General features: G+C 60.5%; 12 protein-coding genes, 2 tRNA genes and 1 pseudogene. 12 read left to right on the forward strand and 3 right to left on the reverse strand.

Features of this window, described 5'->3' with window-relative positions; all coding sequences use genetic code 11:
* Positions 1–63: 63 nt before the first annotated feature.
* The 3 genes from AC3CBN_RS09870 to AC3CBN_RS09880 all read left to right on the forward strand — a co-directional run bounded on the left by AC3CBN_RS09870 (position 64) and on the right by AC3CBN_RS09880 (position 5,133).
* The gene (locus AC3CBN_RS09870) at positions 64–3,393 is read left to right on the forward strand and encodes a TonB-dependent receptor (protein WP_488636624.1); all 3,330 of its coding nucleotides are present in this window, start codon (positions 64–66) and stop codon (positions 3,391–3,393) included.
* Positions 3,394–3,575: 182 nt separating this feature from the next.
* A complete protein-coding gene (gene ppnN, locus AC3CBN_RS09875; protein WP_488636625.1) occupies positions 3,576–4,988 on the forward strand; it encodes a nucleotide 5'-monophosphate nucleosidase PpnN in 1,413 nt (470 codons plus the stop codon).
* 68 nt (positions 4,989–5,056) lie between these two features.
* A tRNA-Asn gene (locus tag AC3CBN_RS09880) sits at positions 5,057–5,133 on the forward strand.
* A 68-nt stretch (positions 5,134–5,201) separates the two neighbouring features.
* Here AC3CBN_RS09880 and AC3CBN_RS09885 read toward each other — a convergent pair.
* A complete protein-coding gene (locus AC3CBN_RS09885; RefSeq protein WP_488636626.1) occupies positions 5,202–5,762 on the reverse strand; it encodes a GspH/FimT family pseudopilin in 561 nt (186 codons plus the stop codon).
* Between the two features lie 152 nt (positions 5,763–5,914).
* Here AC3CBN_RS09885 and uvrB point away from each other — a divergent pair, with 152 nt between their 5' ends.
* Together uvrB and AC3CBN_RS09895 are read left to right on the forward strand one after the other, a co-directional pair.
* Positions 5,915–7,936, forward strand: coding sequence for an excinuclease ABC subunit UvrB (gene uvrB, locus AC3CBN_RS09890; protein WP_488636627.1), 2,022 nt, complete (start codon positions 5,915–5,917; stop codon positions 7,934–7,936).
* Between the two features lie 80 nt (positions 7,937–8,016).
* Positions 8,017–8,091 (forward strand) — tRNA-Val (locus tag AC3CBN_RS09895).
* A gap of 465 nt (positions 8,092–8,556) precedes the next feature.
* On the opposite strand, the gene AC3CBN_RS09900 is transcribed toward AC3CBN_RS09895, so the two are convergent.
* The gene (locus AC3CBN_RS09900; RefSeq protein WP_488636628.1) at positions 8,557–8,832 is read right to left on the reverse strand and encodes a hypothetical protein; all 276 of its coding nucleotides are present in this window, start codon (positions 8,830–8,832) and stop codon (positions 8,557–8,559) included.
* Between the two features lie 464 nt (positions 8,833–9,296).
* On the opposite strand from AC3CBN_RS09900, the gene AC3CBN_RS09905 reads away from it, so the two are divergent.
* Together AC3CBN_RS09905 and AC3CBN_RS09910 are read left to right on the forward strand one after the other, a co-directional pair.
* Positions 9,297–9,860, forward strand: a complete 564-nt coding sequence (locus tag AC3CBN_RS09905) for an OmpA/MotB family protein (RefSeq protein ID WP_488636629.1) — start codon at positions 9,297–9,299, stop codon at positions 9,858–9,860.
* A gap of 286 nt (positions 9,861–10,146) precedes the next feature.
* On the forward strand, positions 10,147–10,599 hold the full coding sequence (locus AC3CBN_RS09910; RefSeq protein WP_488636630.1) for a CopD family protein: 453 nt from the start codon (positions 10,147–10,149) through the stop codon (positions 10,597–10,599).
* A 74-nt stretch (positions 10,600–10,673) separates the two neighbouring features.
* Here the strand turns inward: AC3CBN_RS09910 and AC3CBN_RS09915 are convergent.
* Positions 10,674–11,655: pseudogene (locus AC3CBN_RS09915) on the reverse strand (NAD-dependent epimerase/dehydratase family protein); the annotation flags it as partial.
* A 338-nt stretch (positions 11,656–11,993) separates the two neighbouring features.
* Between AC3CBN_RS09915 and thrS the strand changes: the two are divergent.
* From thrS to pheS, 5 genes are all read left to right on the forward strand, one after another.
* Positions 11,994–13,895, forward strand: a complete 1,902-nt coding sequence (thrS, locus tag AC3CBN_RS09920) for a threonine--tRNA ligase (RefSeq protein WP_488636631.1) — start codon at positions 11,994–11,996, stop codon at positions 13,893–13,895.
* A 45-nt stretch (positions 13,896–13,940) separates the two neighbouring features.
* Positions 13,941–14,468, forward strand: coding sequence for a translation initiation factor IF-3 (gene infC, locus AC3CBN_RS09925; RefSeq protein ID WP_488636703.1), 528 nt, complete (start codon positions 13,941–13,943; stop codon positions 14,466–14,468).
* 436 nt (positions 14,469–14,904) lie between these two features.
* On the forward strand, positions 14,905–15,102 hold the full coding sequence (rpmI, locus tag AC3CBN_RS09930; protein WP_017463631.1) for a 50S ribosomal protein L35: 198 nt from the start codon (positions 14,905–14,907) through the stop codon (positions 15,100–15,102).
* 16 nt (positions 15,103–15,118) lie between these two features.
* Positions 15,119–15,478 carry a 50S ribosomal protein L20 gene (rplT, locus tag AC3CBN_RS09935; RefSeq protein ID WP_488632874.1) on the forward strand — a complete coding sequence of 120 codons (360 nt, stop codon included), beginning with the start codon at positions 15,119–15,121 and terminating at the stop codon, positions 15,476–15,478.
* Positions 15,479–15,585: 107 nt separating this feature from the next.
* Positions 15,586–16,581, forward strand: a complete 996-nt coding sequence (gene pheS / locus AC3CBN_RS09940; RefSeq protein WP_488632875.1) for a phenylalanine--tRNA ligase subunit alpha — start codon at positions 15,586–15,588, stop codon at positions 16,579–16,581.
* Positions 16,582–16,805: the final 224 nt, after the last annotated feature.

Here is a 16,805-nt window from a genome sequence, read left to right on the forward strand (position 1 = left end):
ATGGGACTCCTCTGTGCTGGTCCCATGCCCTTTTTTGCGAATCTGTCAGGGGATCGAATCTCGATGAACTACTCTTTGCGCACGAAACTTCTGCCGGTGGCGATTGCCACGCTGCTGGCGACCGCGCCTGTGCTGGCGCAGGACACCTCCTCCTCGATCAGTGGCCGTGTGGTAGATGCCGGCGGCCAGCCGGTGGCCGGCGCCACCGTCCAGATCGTGCATGAGCCCACGGGTACCACCAAGACCACCACCACGGATGCCAGCGGCCGCTATGCCGCCCAGGGTCTGCGTGTCGGCGGTCCGTTCGACGTCAAGGTCGTCAAGGAAGGTACCCAGTCCGAACAGGACAACGTCTATCTGCAGCTATCACAGGACACCGCGGTCAACCTGACCATGGGTGCCGCTCAGGCCGCGCAGAATCTCGAAGGCGTGACTGTTTCCGCCATTGCCGGCCAGCAGCTCTTCACGGCCGAGAACAAGGGTCTGTCGACCAACGTCTCGCAGCGCCAGTTGAAGATGACTCCGACGCCGAGCGGCAACATCGCCGACATCGCTCGCCTCGATCCGCGCGTCAATGTGGACCATGTGACTGGCGCGATCTCGGCCAACGGCCAGAACGCCCGCCTCAACAGCATCAAGGTTGACGGCCTGGGCGTGGGCGACCCGTTCGGCCTGAACGGCAGCGGCCTGCCGACCGTTGGCTCGCCGGTCTCGATGGACACGATCGAGGAATACAGCATCTCGACCGCCAACTACGATGTCGTTTCCGACGCGGTCGGCGCCGAGATCAATGCGGTGACCAAGAGCGGTACCAACGATTATCACGGTTCGGTCTACTACACCTACAAGAATGCCGACAGCATGGTGGGCAAGGCCGGTTGGCTGGACACCAATCGTGACTACACCGAGTTCGACACCAACTGGAAGGCTGGCGCGACCTTCGGCGGCCCGATCATCAAGGACAAGCTGTTCTTCTTCGGCAGCTTCGAGAAGGAAAAGATCACCGGCCTGAGCTCGGGCGCAGCCAACGGTCTCGACACGAGCCTCACCAGCTCCACCGGCAACAAAGTCTCCCAGGCTGATCTGGACCGCATCATCGCTGCGGCGAACAAGCTGGGCCTGACGCCGGGCAGTCTTGGCGCCGATGCAGGCGACCTGCAGGACAAGCGCTATCTGGCCAAGATCGACTGGAACATCACCGACCAGCACCGCGCCAGCTTCGCCTACCAGCAGACCAAGGAATTCAAGCCGAATCCGCAGGGTAATGGTGCTACGAGCATCGGCCTGAGCAGCTACTGGTACAACGTCAATACCAACAACAAGAACTACACGTTGCAGTTCTTCGACGACTGGAACGACATCTTCTCGACCGAGACCAAGATTGCCTACAGCGATTTTTCGCTGAACCGCACCGTCTCGACGCAGCAGCCGATGATCACCGTGCGCGTCAACAACACCAATACCGCTACGGGTCCGACCGTCAATCTTGGCGAGGACCAGTTCAGCCATTACAACGCGGCCTCGGTGAAGGATCTGACGGCGTTCTGGGCTGGCACGCTGTATCTGGGCGATCACACGGTGAAGGGTGGCTTCAACCTTGGCCGCAATCGCATCTACAACTTGTTCGGCCGCACCGAGTTCGGTGCGTATACCTTCAACAGCATCGGTGCTTTCGAAAACGCAGCCTACACCGGTTACAACTTGTACCAGCCGGCGCCGACCTACTCGCTGAGCGACATCGCCGCGAAGTGGGAGCTGCGCGAGCATGATTTCTTCCTGCAGGACACCTGGCAGGTCAACAACAACCTGTCGGTGCAGTACGGCTTCCGCGTCAACAAGTACCTGACCGACGACAAGCCGCTGTACAACGCCACGTTCGAGCAGAAGTTCGGCTTCAGCAATGCAGCCACGGTCAATGGCAGCACCCTCGTGCAGCCGCGCCTGTCGTTCAACTACACCTTTGACACCGATCTGAAGACCCAGTTGCGCGGTGGCGTTGGCCTGTTCCAGTCCAGCCCGCCGACGGTGTGGATGACCAATCCTTACCAGAACAACGGCATCAACATCGTCACGTACCAGTACGACCGTCAGGCCAACGGTCTGTGCCGGTTCAGCGGTGTGAACGTTCCTTGCCCGACCTTCAGCGCCGATCCGCTTGCGCAGAACACCAGCGGTGCCGGCACGAAGCCGCAGATGGCCGTGGACACCATCGATCCGAACTTCCAGCTGCCGAGCGTGTGGAAGGCGTCGCTGGCGATCGACCGCGAACTGCCGTGGATGGGCATCATCGCGAGCGCCGAATACCAGCACATCGATGTGCGCAACGCGATCCTCTACAAGAACCTCAACATTGGCGATCCGTCGGGCATCATGCCGGACGGCCGTTTCACCTACTACGGCTGCATCGGTGGTTCGGCTGCGGTCGGTGGTACGACGGGCGCCAACTGCAACGCGAACGCTGCGGGTAATGCCATCACCGGCAACAACGCTCGCATCCGTGCCGACAATCGATTCGCTCAGGGCGTCACGTACCTCACCAACACCAGCAAGGGCGGAGCCGATTCGCTGACGCTGTCGTTGAGCAAGGCGTTCTCCAACGATTGGTCCGCCAGCTTTGCGGTGACCGGCTCGCATGCCACGGAAGTGAACCCGGGTACATCCAGCCAGGCTACGTCGAACTTCAGCAACAACGCCTGGTACAACCCGAACGAAGACGTCGCTTCCACCTCCAACACCAACGTTCCGCTGCGCGTGAATGCGTCGGTGGCCTGGTCGCACGCCTTCTTCGGCAACTACGCCACGACGGTTAGCGCCTTCTATGATGGCCACAGCGGTGTGCCGTACAGCTGGGTGTTCGGCAACGACTCCAACGGCGACAGCTACGCTCGCGACCTGGTCTACATCCCGCAGCCCGGTCAGGTGATCATCAAGGCCGCCTCGCCCGCGCAGGCTGCCAACCTTGAGCAGCAGTTCTACGATTTCATCAAGAGCGACGACTATCTGCGCGATCACCAGGGCAAGGTGGCTGGCCGCAATGCCGCCAAGTCCGCATGGATCAACCAGCTCGATCTGAGCTTCAGTCAGGAAGTGCCTGGCTTCTTCAAGGGCAACAAGGGCGAGATTCGCCTGGACATCTACAACGTCCTGAACCTGATGAACGACAAGTGGGGCCAGCAGAACTACGTGGGCTTCCCGTACATCCGTACGCTGGCCAACTTCGCAGGCGTCGATCCAGCTACCGGCAAGTACATCTACAGCCTGCCGACCGATGCCAATGGCAACTACCAGCCGGGTCCGAAGACCGTGTACGACAGCTCGACCGACAACAGTGCAACGAAGGTCAACCCGGCTTCGCGCTGGTCTGCGATGCTGAGCCTGCGTTACACGTTCTAACGCGAGCTTTTGCGATCTTCGATGTATGGAGCCGGCGTCCGAAAGGGCGCCGGCTTTTTATTGGGGAAATGTGAAAAAGCCCCGCAGCTTGACCCTGCTATGCCCGGCGCGGGAAGCTACACGGTCCGCGTCGTTTCACGCGGACGTATGAGCCGCGATGGCGCGGCCAGGAGAATGCTTCAATGAATGACACGCAAGCCGGCAAGTCCGGTCGAGCCACCACCGTCAGCGCGCGCATTTCGCCCGCCGGTGGCCTGGATATTCTTTCCCGTAACGAAGTGGCCCGCCTGCGCGATGCCAGTGGGTCGGGCATGCACGCCTTGCTGCGCCGTTGCGCGCTGGCGGTGCTGACTTCCGGCAGCATGAGCGATGATCCGCGCACGATCCTCGAACAGTTCCCCGATTTCGACATCCAGGTGCTGCAGCAGGATCGCGGCATCAAGATTGAGTTGACGCATGCGCCGTCGCAGGCGTTCGTCGATGGCCAGATCATCCGCGGTATCAACGAATTGCTGGTGGCCGTGGTACGCGACATCGTCTACGTGTCGACGCAGATGGAGCAGGGCAATTTCGACCTGGACGACAGCGTCGGTCTCACCCACGTGGTGTTCGAGATCCTGCGCAACGCGCGCATCCTCAAGCCGCAGATCGATCCCAACCTTGTGGTGTGCTGGGGTGGCCATTCGATCTCGCGCGACGAATACGAATACACCAAGCAGGTGGGTTATCAGCTCGGCTTGCGTGGCCTGGATATCTGCACGGGCTGCGGCCCGGGCGCCATGAAGGGGCCGATGAAGGGCGCCACGATCGCTCACGCCAAACAGCGTCGCCGCAACAATCGATACATTGGTATCACCGAGCCGGGCATTATCGCGGCCGAATCGCCCAATCCGATCGTGAATCACCTGGTGATCATGCCGGACATCGAGAAGCGTCTCGAAGCCTTCGTACGTATGGGCCACGGCATCATCGTGTTCCCGGGTGGCGTGGGCACGGCGGAGGAAATCCTCTATCTGCTGGGCATCCTGCTGCATCCGGACAACGCGGGCGTTCCGTTCCCGCTGATCCTCACCGGTCCGAAACAGTCGGCCGCCTATTTCGAACAGATCGACCGTTTCCTGCGCCTGACCATGGGCGACAGCGTGGCGCAGCACTACCAGATCATCGTTGATGACCCGGCCGCAGTTGCGCGGGCGATGGTTCGCGGCATCGACAAGGTGCGCAACTATCGCCTCGATACCAAGGACGCGTTCTTCTTCAACTGGTCGCTCAGCATCCCGTATGCGTTCCAGCTGCCGTTCCGTCCGACGCACGAGGCCATGCGCGCGCTGGCCATCCATCGCGACCGTCCGCGCCACGAGCTGGCGGCGGACCTGCGCCGTGCTTTCTCCGGCATCGTCGCGGGCAACGTGAAGGAAGATGGCATGCGCGCCATCGAGCAGAACGGCCCGTTCGATATCGATGGCGATGGCGACGTGATGCAGGCGCTCGATGAGCTGCTGAAGGCATTTGTGGGGCAGAGCCGCATGAAGCTGCCAGGCGGCACGGCCTATGTGCCTTGCTATCGGGTTCTCACCGGCGAAGCGACCAGCTGAAGCCGTTTCGGTCACGGAAAACGTCTTGACAGCCCGGCGCTGGATATTCAAACTATCTAGCTCACCCCGCCCGAATAGCTCAGCTGGTTAGAGCACTTGACTGTTAATCAGGGGGTCGCTGGTTCGAGTCCAGCTTCGGGCGCCATATTCGACAAGGCCTCACAGCGATGTGGGGCCTTGTTTTTTTATGGCCTGGGGATATTTGCGGTGATTTCAGCCGCCGTTGGCGCAACGGTTCGCCTGCTCCGGTGAGGCTTTGGCGCCAAATACTCGGCCTGAATTGGCGACGGTCACGGCGAGGGCCTCTTCAGCTAGTCCGGTGCGACACAGCGTGAAGCTGGCGTTGCTGCCATGTGCGGTCCCATCGGCCTGGAAACGGATGCGGCGGCGGCCCGTGGTGCTCAGGATGGTGATCTGGTCGTGAACGCTGGCGACCAGCGCAGGCGCATCGTCCAATTGATCAGCGCGGTCGCTGCGATAATGCCCAAGCAGCCAGCCGTTCTCCCAATGCAGTTCGTCGGAGCAATGCTCACCGTCGCGAGTAGGGCACAGCATGGCGCGTTGACGTGTATGAAGGGCAAGGCTGCGCACTTGCTGGAGCGCGGCAATGATGTCCGACTGAGCTGTCTGGAGCCGATTGCGCCTGACCAGATGCCCCAGGGCCGGCGCTGCCATGCAGGCGAGCACGGCAATGATCATGGTGGTCAGGATCTGCTCGATCAGTGTGAAACCGCGCAGGCCATTGGATTGGCCTCGTTCGTGTCGTTGCCTCACGCGCCTCTCCCTGCGCCGATGGAGGGCGCAGGCTATCCAGTCTGTCGACCCATCGCAGTCGTCGGCTAGATGGTGTTGTTGTCGTAGCCTGCTGACGGGCCCTGTCAGCAGGGCGATTTAAAATGCTTCCACGCGACCGCATGTAGCCTGCCATGACTGACCGCTTCGAACTGGTTTCACCCTACAAGCCATCCGGCGATCAGCCCGAGGCTATTCGCAAACTTGCCGAGGGCTTCGAGGCCGGGCTCGCGGCCCAGACGCTGCTGGGTGTCACCGGCTCGGGCAAGACCTACACCATCGCCAACGTCATCCAGCAAGTGCAGCGACCAACCATCGTGATGGCGCCGAACAAGACGCTCGCGGCGCAGCTGTATGGCGAGTTCAAGGAGTTCTTTCCGCACAACGCGGTGGAATACTTCGTCAGCTACTACGACTACTACCAGCCAGAAGCCTATGTGGTGGCCTCGGATACCTTCATCGAGAAGGATGCCTCGATCAACGAACACATCGAGCAGATGCGCCTGGCTGCGACCAAAGCCTTGTTGTCGCGCAAGGACTCGATCATCGTCGCCACCGTATCGGCGATCTACGGCCTGGGTGATCCTGAGGATTACCTGTCGCTGCGCCTGATCCTGGCGAAGGGCGAGCGCATCGATCAACGCGCGCTGATCCGTCAGCTGACCGAGCTTCAATACACACGCAACGAACTGGAGTTGCGTCGAGGCACGTATCGTGTGCGCGGTGAGGTGATCGATGTATTTCCCGCCGAATCCGAGACGGAGGCATTGCGCATCGAGCTGTTCGATGGCGAGGTGGAAAACATGTCGCTGTTCGACCCGCTCACCGGCGAAACCATTCGTAAAGTGCCGCGCTACACGGTCTATCCGCGCACGCATTACGCGAGCACACGCGAGAGCGTGCTCAACGCGATCGAGACCGTCAAGGTCGAGTTGAAAGAGCGGCTGGAACAGCTCTACAAGGACAACAAGCTGGTCGAGGCGCAGCGCCTGGATCAGCGCACGCGCTTCGACATCGAGATGATGGCCGAGGTGGGCTACTGCCAGGGTATCGAGAACTACTCGCGCCATCTCACGCGACGCGGGCCGGGCGAGCCACCGCCGACGTTGTTCGACTATCTGCCTGCTGATGCGTTGCTGGTGGTCGACGAATCGCATGTGACGATTCCGCAGCTGGGCGCCATGTACAAGGGCGACCGCTCGCGCAAGGAGACGCTGGTGGAGTTCGGTTTCCGTCTGCCGTCGGCCATGGATAACCGCCCTCTCCGTTTCGAAGAATGGGAGCTTCGTGCTCCGCGCTCGATCTATGTTTCGGCAACGCCGCGCGAATACGAGCTGAAGAAATCAGGCGACGCCATCGTCGAGCTGGTCGTGCGCCCCACCGGCCTGATCGATCCGGAAGTAGAAGTGCGCCCTGTTCGTACCCAGGTCGACGACCTGCTGGGCGAGGTGCACAAACGCGTCGCCATGGGCGATCGCGTGCTTGTGACCACGCTGACCAAGCGCATGGCTGAAAACCTCACCGAGTACCTGAGCGAGCACGGCGTCAAGGTGCGTTACCTGCACTCGGACATCGAGACAGTGGAGCGCGTAGAGATCATCCGCGACCTGCGCCTGGGCGAGTTCGATGTGCTGGTGGGCATCAACCTGCTACGCGAGGGCCTGGACATGCCCGAGGTCTCGCTGGTGGCGATCCTGGATGCGGACAAGGAGGGCTTCCTGCGCTCCACCGGTTCGCTGATCCAGACCATCGGTCGTGCGGCACGCAACCTGCGCGGCAAGGCGATCCTTTACGCAGATAAGGTGACCCGTTCGATGCAGGCCGCGATGGACGAGACGGCACGCCGCCGCGAGAAACAACAGGCTCATAACGAGGAGCACGGCATCACCCCGCAATCGGTGGTGCGGCGCATTGCCGACATCATGGAAGGTGCGCGCAGCGAGGGGTCGACGCGTGGCCGTGTCAGCCGAGGCGATCGACGTGCTGCCGTGGCCGAGCAGGCTGGCGAGTACGCCTCGCTCAGCGCAGACCAGGCCTCGACCATGATCAAGAAGCTGGAGGCGCAGATGTATAAGCACGCCGAGAACCTGGAGTTCGAGGAAGCGGGCCGATTGCGCGACCAGATCCACCAGCTGCGCGAGCGGGCCTTGCGTTGAGGGGCTTGACGAGGGGCGGTTGTCGCCGGAGACCGGAGCACGTATACTGCGCGGCTTGCACGGCATGCCGGGCGAGCTCCGGGCGGTTAGCTCAGCGGTAGAGCACTACCTTGACATGGTAGGGGTCACAAGTTCGATCCTTGTACCGCCCACCAATTCGTAACCCATTGATCGAATGGGATAGAAAGAGGAGTCCGAGAGGGCTCCTCTTTTTGTTTGCGCCTATAGAACGTTCACCGAATAAGCCCCTCTTTCACAGCACGCAATGTGCACGATGTGAATTGAGGTGCGGCAATCAAGGCGATGCCCAATTTTGTTGGCGTGTATCGCGAAACGCTTGTTGCGCGTGGCGCTTTCCGCGCCCGGGAACGGCTAGAGCAGTTGCCGGAGACGATTCCCGCGAACGCTGATGCGCGTCGGCCATTGGCAGAGGGTGCCGAGCCAGGGAGGGAGAGTGACGGAAACAAAAGCTGGCCGGCGCGGACATCGCGCGCGAGGAAAATTTCTGTGACCGCGAAATGATTTAAGGGTCATCTAGGCAAGACCAGCAAGCGAACGACCGATGATGCGTCAACCGGCTTGTCCTCGAACATATGCCGCCGGCCGGTACGTATGCCTGATCATTTTCGTTGCTTGCTCTTGGTCCTGGCGAGTGGCATGGCGAGCTTCACGCCGAAATCGCCCTCATCGTCGACTGACCGCCGCCAGCCACCCACGACCATCGCGCTACAAGTCATTACCGCATCAGGTGTAGCCATCTTGATGAGGCGTTGTCGATACGTCCTCGCGTTCGCTCGCGAGAGATAACCGACTGTCATGCCGGCGATATCAACTCTGACTGCCTGGTCATCATAGGCATTGTTGTTTTCGGGGATAAGCCGAGCTTCAAAGCGCATTTCAACGCTGTCGCGCTTCTTTCCTCCGCACAGGCGTTCGAGGGCATCCTGATAATTTGATTCTCCAACAATGTTTCTATTGAACGTGCCACTTGGCGGCCAGTCATAGAGCCACCTCTTGTGACCCCACCAGACCGGCGACTTCGGAGAATCAGGAAGAGGATGACAGCGGCACAAATGACCAGTGCCATGGCCATATTGATCTCGGCGTGAGCCTTGAAATGGATGTCATTCTCTTGTGGCCGTATAAGACGATATACGTCCGGGCCATCGAGAAAAATAAGTAAAACTACTTACCCGAGTCGCCCACTATGGCGGGCTTATCTGCTACGCGACCGGGCGTACGAGGCGATTTCTTTTTGTTTTGTTCACAGTGTGCCGGTGAAGATCATTGCCACGGATGGCAGTTTTCTTCCGGGGACAATATCGCTTCCGTACAACTTCTCGGTGAGAGGGGAACCCCAATGATGAAGTTTCAGACACTGTGCGTATTAGGTGTAACGCTGCTGATGGCTGGCTGCGTGTCGCAGCAGAAATATGACGAGTCACAGCAAAAGAATGCTGAACTCGAGGCGCAATACAAGGAACTGAACGACACCATGGGCTCCGAGATCTCGTCCCGCGATGTGCATATCACGCGCATGCAAGATGCGATCAAGGTTTCGGTCAACAGCCAGTTGCTGTTCCCCTCGGGCGGTTGGGAGATGTCGGCTGAGGCCAAGACGAGCATTGCCAAGGTGGCTAAGATCCTGGCGCCTCATCAGAAAAACAAGATCAACGTGAACGGCTACACGGATAGCACGCCCATAGGTGCGGCACTCGCGAATCAGGGCGTCACGACCAATGTCATCCTGTCTCAAAAACGGGCTGACAACGTGATGCAATACATGATCTCGCAGGGCGTCAAGTCCGATATGGTCTCGGCTCACGGCTTCGGTGAGACCAATCCGGTAGCTTCCAACGATACGCCGGATGGGAAGGCGCAGAATCGCCGCGTGGAGCTCACCATAGCGAGCCCCGGCAAGTAACGTCGCGAAACAGGGGTCAGGGTACGGTTTCACGAAAACGTACCCTGACCCCATGATTGGCGAAACGGCACTCTCGGAGGTCGTCGTGACGAGGTTCGTTGCGACGTGCGTATCCAGATGTCACCTCCCAATTTTCCGGTAAGATTCTGGCTAGCCCCAACCGGGGAGATCAGATCCCCTTGACATGGTAGGGGTCACACGTTCGATCCTTGTACTACCCACCAATACCGACGAAACGGCGCGGACTTAGGGTTCGCGCCGTTTCTTTTTGCGCCGAAGGAGCCAGTTGATGACGTACCTGTGGATCAAGAGCTTTCATCTGCTGTTTGTCATCGCCTGGATGGCCACCGTGTTCTACCTGCCGCGCATCCTGGTGAATATCGTCGAGGCTGGCGACGAACCCGCCGTGCGGGCTCGGTTGGTGTTGATGGGCCGGCGGCTTTACCGCTACGGGCACCACATGTTCGGTATGGCTTTCCTGTTTGGCCTGACGCTGTGGCAGGGCTGGCGGGTATTTCCGCAGTGGCTGCCGAACGTCACGGCGCCGCTTCACTGGATCGACGCCAAGCTCACGCTGGTCGTCTTGTTGCTGGCTTATTTCGGCTGGACCGGGCGATTGCTCAAGCGTGTCGAGCAGGGTGGGGCGCTGCCGTCTTCCAGGGCGCTTCGCATCACGAACGAGTTGCCGGTGCTGGTGCTCCTGGGTGTGCTCTTCCTGGTCATCGCCAAACCCTTCTGAGCGAGCTTTTCTGATATTCCGCAGGTAAGGGCGCAGCGTCTATTCGCCGCGCTGGAAGTACTCTCGATACCACGCCACGCCACGAAACGCGCCACGCCATCTTCGATGGAGGTATTGGGCGCGTAACCCACATCGCGTCGTAACGCCGATACATCAGCCCAGGTATCGGGTACATCGCCCGGCTGCATCGGCAGCAGGCGCTTTTCCACGGTGCGATCGAGGTGTTGCTCCATCAGCTCGATGAAGCGAAGCAGCTGTACCGGCTGGTCGTTGCCGATGTTGTACACGCGATATGGCGCACTGGAACTGCCAGCGCTGGGATGCAGGGCGTCGTAGGCCGGATCAGGCAGAGCGACGTGATCGAGCGTGCGAATGACACCTTCGACGATGTCGTCGATATAGGTGAAATCGCGGCTGTGATTGCCATAGTTGAACACGTCGATGGGCTCGCCACGACTGATGCGGTCGGCGAAAAGCATGGGCGCCATGTCGGGGCGGCCCAAGGGGCCATAGACCGTGAAGAAGCGCAGCCCCGTGGTTGGCAGGTCGTATAGATGGCTATACGTATGGCCATCAATTCGTTGGCTTTCTTGCGCGCCGCATACAGACTCACCGGGTGATCAACCGCGTCCTCGATGGCAAACGGAAGCTTGCGATTAGTGCTGTATACCGAACTGGATGAGGCGTACACCAGGTGCTCGATCTTGCCGTGCCGGCAGGCTTCCAGAATATTGACGAAGCCGACGAGATTGCTCTGTACGTACGCCTGAGGATTCTTCAGCGAATAGCGCACACCAGCTTGCGCGGCCAGATTCACGACGCGTTGCGGACGGAACTCGGCAAAGGCGTCATTCACGGCGGTAGCGTCGGCCAGATCGGCGCGTCGATGGGTGTAGTTCGAATGTTGGATGAAACCTGCCAGGCGGCTTCTTTCAGGGCCGGGTCGTAGTAGTCGTTATGGTTGTCGATGCCATAGACCTCGTCGCCACGCGCCAGCAGCCACTTGGTCAAGGCGGCGCCAATGAATCCGGCCGTGCCGGTGACGAGAATGCGCATCGCGAAGCCTCCGGGGTGGGGCGCGCATTCTGTCGCCGCCAATGGTGGGACTGATTTGCGACACCTGCTGAATTGACAGCGCGGGGTGGGCTAAACTAGCGTTCCGCTACGAATCCATCGGAAACAAGGTGGCCCGCGTTCCCGCGCTGGTCGAGTGTGTGACATGGCAACTACGAGCTTCCAACGCTGACTAGAGCCACGCCTTGCATGCAGGAAGGGCGCGTGGCGCCCTTTATTTTTGTCCGCCGTCCAGGCGGACAAAAGCAAGACCGGCCGTTCATGGCCGGACTCATCACAAAAAGCACGCTCCGCCTGGAGTGTGTGTATCAGGTGCGAAAATGATTGAAATCACGCTACCCGACGGCAGCAAACGTCCCTTCGACCATCCGGTGACGGTGCAGGATGTCGCTGCCTCCATCGGCGCTGGCCTGGCCAAGGCCACTCTGGCCGGCAAGGTGGACGGCAAGCTGGTGGATGCCAGTTTCCCAATCGATCACAACGCCAGCCTCGAAATCGTCACCGAGAAGAGCCCGGAGGCGCTGGAAATCCTGCGTCACTCCACGGCTCATCTGCTGGCGCAGGCCGTGCAGCGCCTTTATCCCGGCGCGCAGGTCACCATTGGCCCGGTGATCGACAACGGCTTCTTCTACGACTTCGCCTATGAGCGCCCATTCACGCCCGACGATCTGGTGAAGATCGAGGCGGAGATGGAAAAGATCGTCAAGGAAGGGTTGCCGGTGACGCGCAGCGTGAAGTCGCGCGATGACGCCGTGTCGTTCTTCCGCGGTCTTGGCGAGGAATACAAGGCAGAGATCATCGAAGGCATTCCGGCCAATGAGGATCTCTCGCTCTACACGCAGGGCGAGTTCACCGACCTCTGCCGCGGCCCGCACGTGCCCAACACCGGCAAGCTGCGTGCGTTCAAGTTGATGAAGGTGGCCGGTGCCTATTGGCGTGGCGATTCCAACAACGCGATGCTCACGCGCATCTACGGTACGGCCTGGCTCAGCGACAAGGATCTGAAGGCCCACCTGCACCAGCTGGAAGAGGCGGAGAAGCGCGACCATCGCAAGATCGGCAAGGCGCTTGACCTGTTCCACCAGCAGGAAGAAGGCCCCGGCATGGTGTTCTGGCACCCGAACGGCTGGGCCATCTGGCAGCAGGTGGAGCAGCACATGCGCCGCGTGTACCGCAACAGCGGATACCAGGAAGTGCGCTGCCCGCAGGTGCTGGACGTGTCGCTGTGGAAGAAGTCCGGGCACTGGGACAACTATCAGGAGAACATGTTCTTCACCGAGTCGGAGAAGCACACGTTTGCACTCAAGCCGATGAACTGCCCGGGTCACGTGCAGATCTTCAACACGAGCCTGCACAGCTATCGTGAACTGCCGGTGCGCTACGGCGAATTCGGTGCCTGCCATCGCAACGAACCCTCGGGCGCACTGCACGGCATCATGCGCGTGCGCGCCTTCACGCAGGACGATGGCCACATCTTCTGCACCGAAGCGCAGATCGAATCGGAAGTGACGGCGTTCCACCAGCAGGCGATGAAGGTCTATGGTGACTTCGGCTTCGAGGACATCGCGCTGAAAATTGCGCTGCGTCCAGACAAGCGCATCGGCAGCGACGAAGTGTGGGATCGTGCCGAGCACGCGCTGCGCGCGGCGCTGGGTGCGGCTGGCGTGAGCTGGGAAGAACTGCCGGGCGAGGGTGCCTTCTACGGTCCCAAGATCGAGTACCACATGAAGGACTCCATCGGCCGTGCCTGGCAGGTCGGCACCATGCAGGTGGACTTCATGATGCCCGAGCGCCTAGGTGCCGAGTACGTGGATGAGAATTCACAGCGTCGTCACCCGGTGATGCTGCATCGTGCCATTGTCGGCTCGATGGAGCGCTTCATCGGCATCCTGATTGAGCACCACGCTGGGTTGCTGCCGCCTTGGCTGGCCCCGATCCAGGCCGCCGTGTTCAGCATTACGGATGCGCAGGCCGACTATGTTCGCGAAGTGACGCAAACCCTTGTCGATAAAGGTTTCCGTGTGCAGGCCGATTTGCGCAATGAGAAGGTCGGCTATAAAATCCGCGAACATACGTTGCAGAAAGTCCCTTACCTGCTGGTGGTCGGAGATCGCGAGAAGGAATCAGGGGCCGTTTCCGTGCGTACGCGTTCGGGCGAGGACCTCGGCAGCATGCCGGTGGCCGCGTTTATCGAACGCCTGGAAGCCGAAACCCGCCGCTAAGCGCGCGGGGCGGCACTTTTAAGAACTCTTCTGGAGGATTGTGGTATCGCTACCACCGACACTAAGGGCAATCGCCGTAATCATGAGATCCGCGTTCCGCGCGTCCGTGTGATCGGCGCCGACGCTGAACAGCTCGGCATTCTCACCCGCGATGAGGCGCTGGCATTGGCCCTGGAAGCGGGGATGGATCTGGTCGAGATCCAGCCGAACGGAGACCCGCCGGTCTGCCGCATCATGGACTACGGCAAGTTCAAGTTCGAAGCCCAGAAGAAGGCCCAGGCGGCCAAGAAGAAGCAAAAGCAGGTTGAAATCAAGGAAGTGAAGTTCCGTCCGGTCACGGACGTGGGCGACTACCAGATCAAGCTGCGCAACATGCTTCGCTTCCTCGAAGAGGGCGACAAGGTCAAGGTCACCATCCGCTTCCGCGGTCGCGAGATGTCCCATCAGGACCTGGGCCAGAACCTGGCCAAGAAGATCCAGGAAGACGTGGGCGAGAACGGCGTGGTGGAGTCCTTCCCGCGCCTGGAAGGTCGTCAGATGGTCATGATGATCGGGCCCAAGAAGAAGCAGTAACCGAAAAGGCGACCTCAGAGTCGCCTTTTTTCTTGCCAAGTCTGCAAGAGCGAGCCTTCCTCTCCCTCTCCGGGGAGAGGACCGAGGTGAGGGGCTGGTGCTCGCGAGAGCCTCTCCTGATCCGTCATTCCGGCGGAAGCCGGAATCCAGGGCCTTTGGCTTTTCCTTCGGTGCCTGTGGCGGCTCAAAGTCACTGGATTCCGGCTTCCGCCGGAATGACGGCGAGGATGCTTGGGTTCCTGTGTTCCGCTCGCGGGCCGCAAAAGGACTGGGGCGGCAAAGACTGGCGTTACCCCCCCGCACTCCGTATAATCGTCGGTTCGACCCATATGGACGGGTCGTGAACCGATCGTGGCAGGACGGAAAGAGTGGCTCACAGGCCACCGCCAGATCAGTCAGAAACCGGGGTCCCAATCCCCTCTCAAGGAGCATTCCGATGCCCAAGATCAAGACCAACCGGGCGGCCGCGAAGCGTTTTCGCAAGACCGCTTCGGGCAAGTTCAAGGCCGGTCACGCCTTCAAGTCGCACATCCTGACCAAGAAGTCGACCAAGCGTAAGCGCGGTCTGCGTGCGACCAATCACGTCAAGGCATGCGACACCAAGAGTGTTGCACGCATGTTGCCGTACTTGTAAGGCGAGGAGATAAACCATGGCTCGTGTAAAGCGTGGCGTTACCGCCCGTCGTCGTCACAAAAAGATCATTGGCCGTGCGAAGGGTTACTACAATGCCCGTCGCAAGGTCTTCCGCGTTGCTAACCAGGCCGTCATCAAGGCTGGTCAGTACGCCTATATCGGCCGCAAGCAGCGTAAGCGTCAGTTCCGCGCCCTGTGGATCGTGCGTATCAATGCTGCTGCCCGTCAGTTCGGTCTGTCCTACAGCCGCCTGATCAACGGCATGGCCAAGGCCGGCATCACGGTCGACCGTAAGGTGCTGGCAGACATCGCCGTGCACGACATCAAGGCGTTTGGCGTGATCGCAGAAAAGGCGAAGGCCAGTCTGGCCGCTTGATCGTCTAGCGCACGCGCACTGACGATATGATGTGATCAAGCGGGGAGGAGGCCATTAGCCTCCTCCCCGTTTTTGTTTCTGTGGACTTCCAAACCGGAATCGCATCGATGGACGATCTGGATAGCCGCGCCGTGCAGGCGCTGGCCGATATCGACAAGGCCGATACGCTCGAAGCGCTCGACGCGCTGCGCGTGAGCCTGCTTGGCAAGAGTGGCATCGTCACTGCCGCGCTCAAGGCGCTGGGTGCGTTGTCCCCCGACGAGCGCAAAGCGCGTGGCGCCGAGGTCAACCGCGTCAAGGATCGCCTTGCCGACGCCCTGGCCGCCCGCAAGCAAGTGCTGGAGCAGGCCGAGCTTGATCGCCGCCTCGCCTTCGAGAAGCTCGACATCACGCTGCCTGGTCGCAACGGTGAGCGCGGTGGCATTCACCCGATTACTCGTGCGCTGGAGCGCATCACCGCGATCTTCTCGCGTCTGGGTTACCAGCGCGCCGACGGTCCGGAGATCGAGGACGACTGGCACAACTTCGAGGCGCTGAATTTCCCGCCGCATCATCCGGCGCGCGCCATGCACGACACCTTCTACTTTGGTGACGGCCGGCTGTTGCGCACGCATACCTCGCCGGTGCAGGTGCGCTCGATGCAAGGTCGACAGCCGCCGATCCGCATCATTGCGCCAGGCAAGGTTTACCGCAGCGATTCGGACCAGACCCATTCGCCCATGTTCCATCAGATCGAAGGCCTGCTGGTGGATGAAACCTCCAGCTTCGCCGACCTGAAGGGTACGCTCGCCGAATTCATTCGCGCGTTCTTCGAGCGCGATTTCGAAATGCGTTTCCGCCCCAGCTACTTCCCCTTCACCGAGCCCTCGGCCGAAGTGGACATCCGTTGGGATGCCGAAGATGGCAGCACGCGTTGGCTCGAAGTGCTGGGCTGCGGCATGGTGCATCCGAATGTGCTGAAGAACTGTGGCATTGATCCGGAGCGCTACACCGGCTTCGCGTTCGGCCTGGGCGTGGAGCGCTTCGCGATGCTGCGTTACGGCGTTTCCGATCTGCGCGCGTTCTTCGAGAACGACCTGCGCTTCCTTAAGCAGTTCGCCTGAGAGCCTGTTTATGGTCTCCATGCAGTCCGCGTTGAGCCGGTGTGCCCGCCAGGGAATGGCGCGTAGCGAAGTGCCCGACTGGCTGTCAGGTCGAGCCGCGTGCCATTCCCTGGAGGGCACACCAACCCAACCCTTCGGGCCAGATCTGTTTGCCCCCAGGCCGGCGTCATCACTCGGTTGTGTACGGACGTACACGCCCTCGTTCTTCCTTGGCCTGCGCGCAA

This window comes from Dyella sp. OK584 (assembly GCF_057787755.1).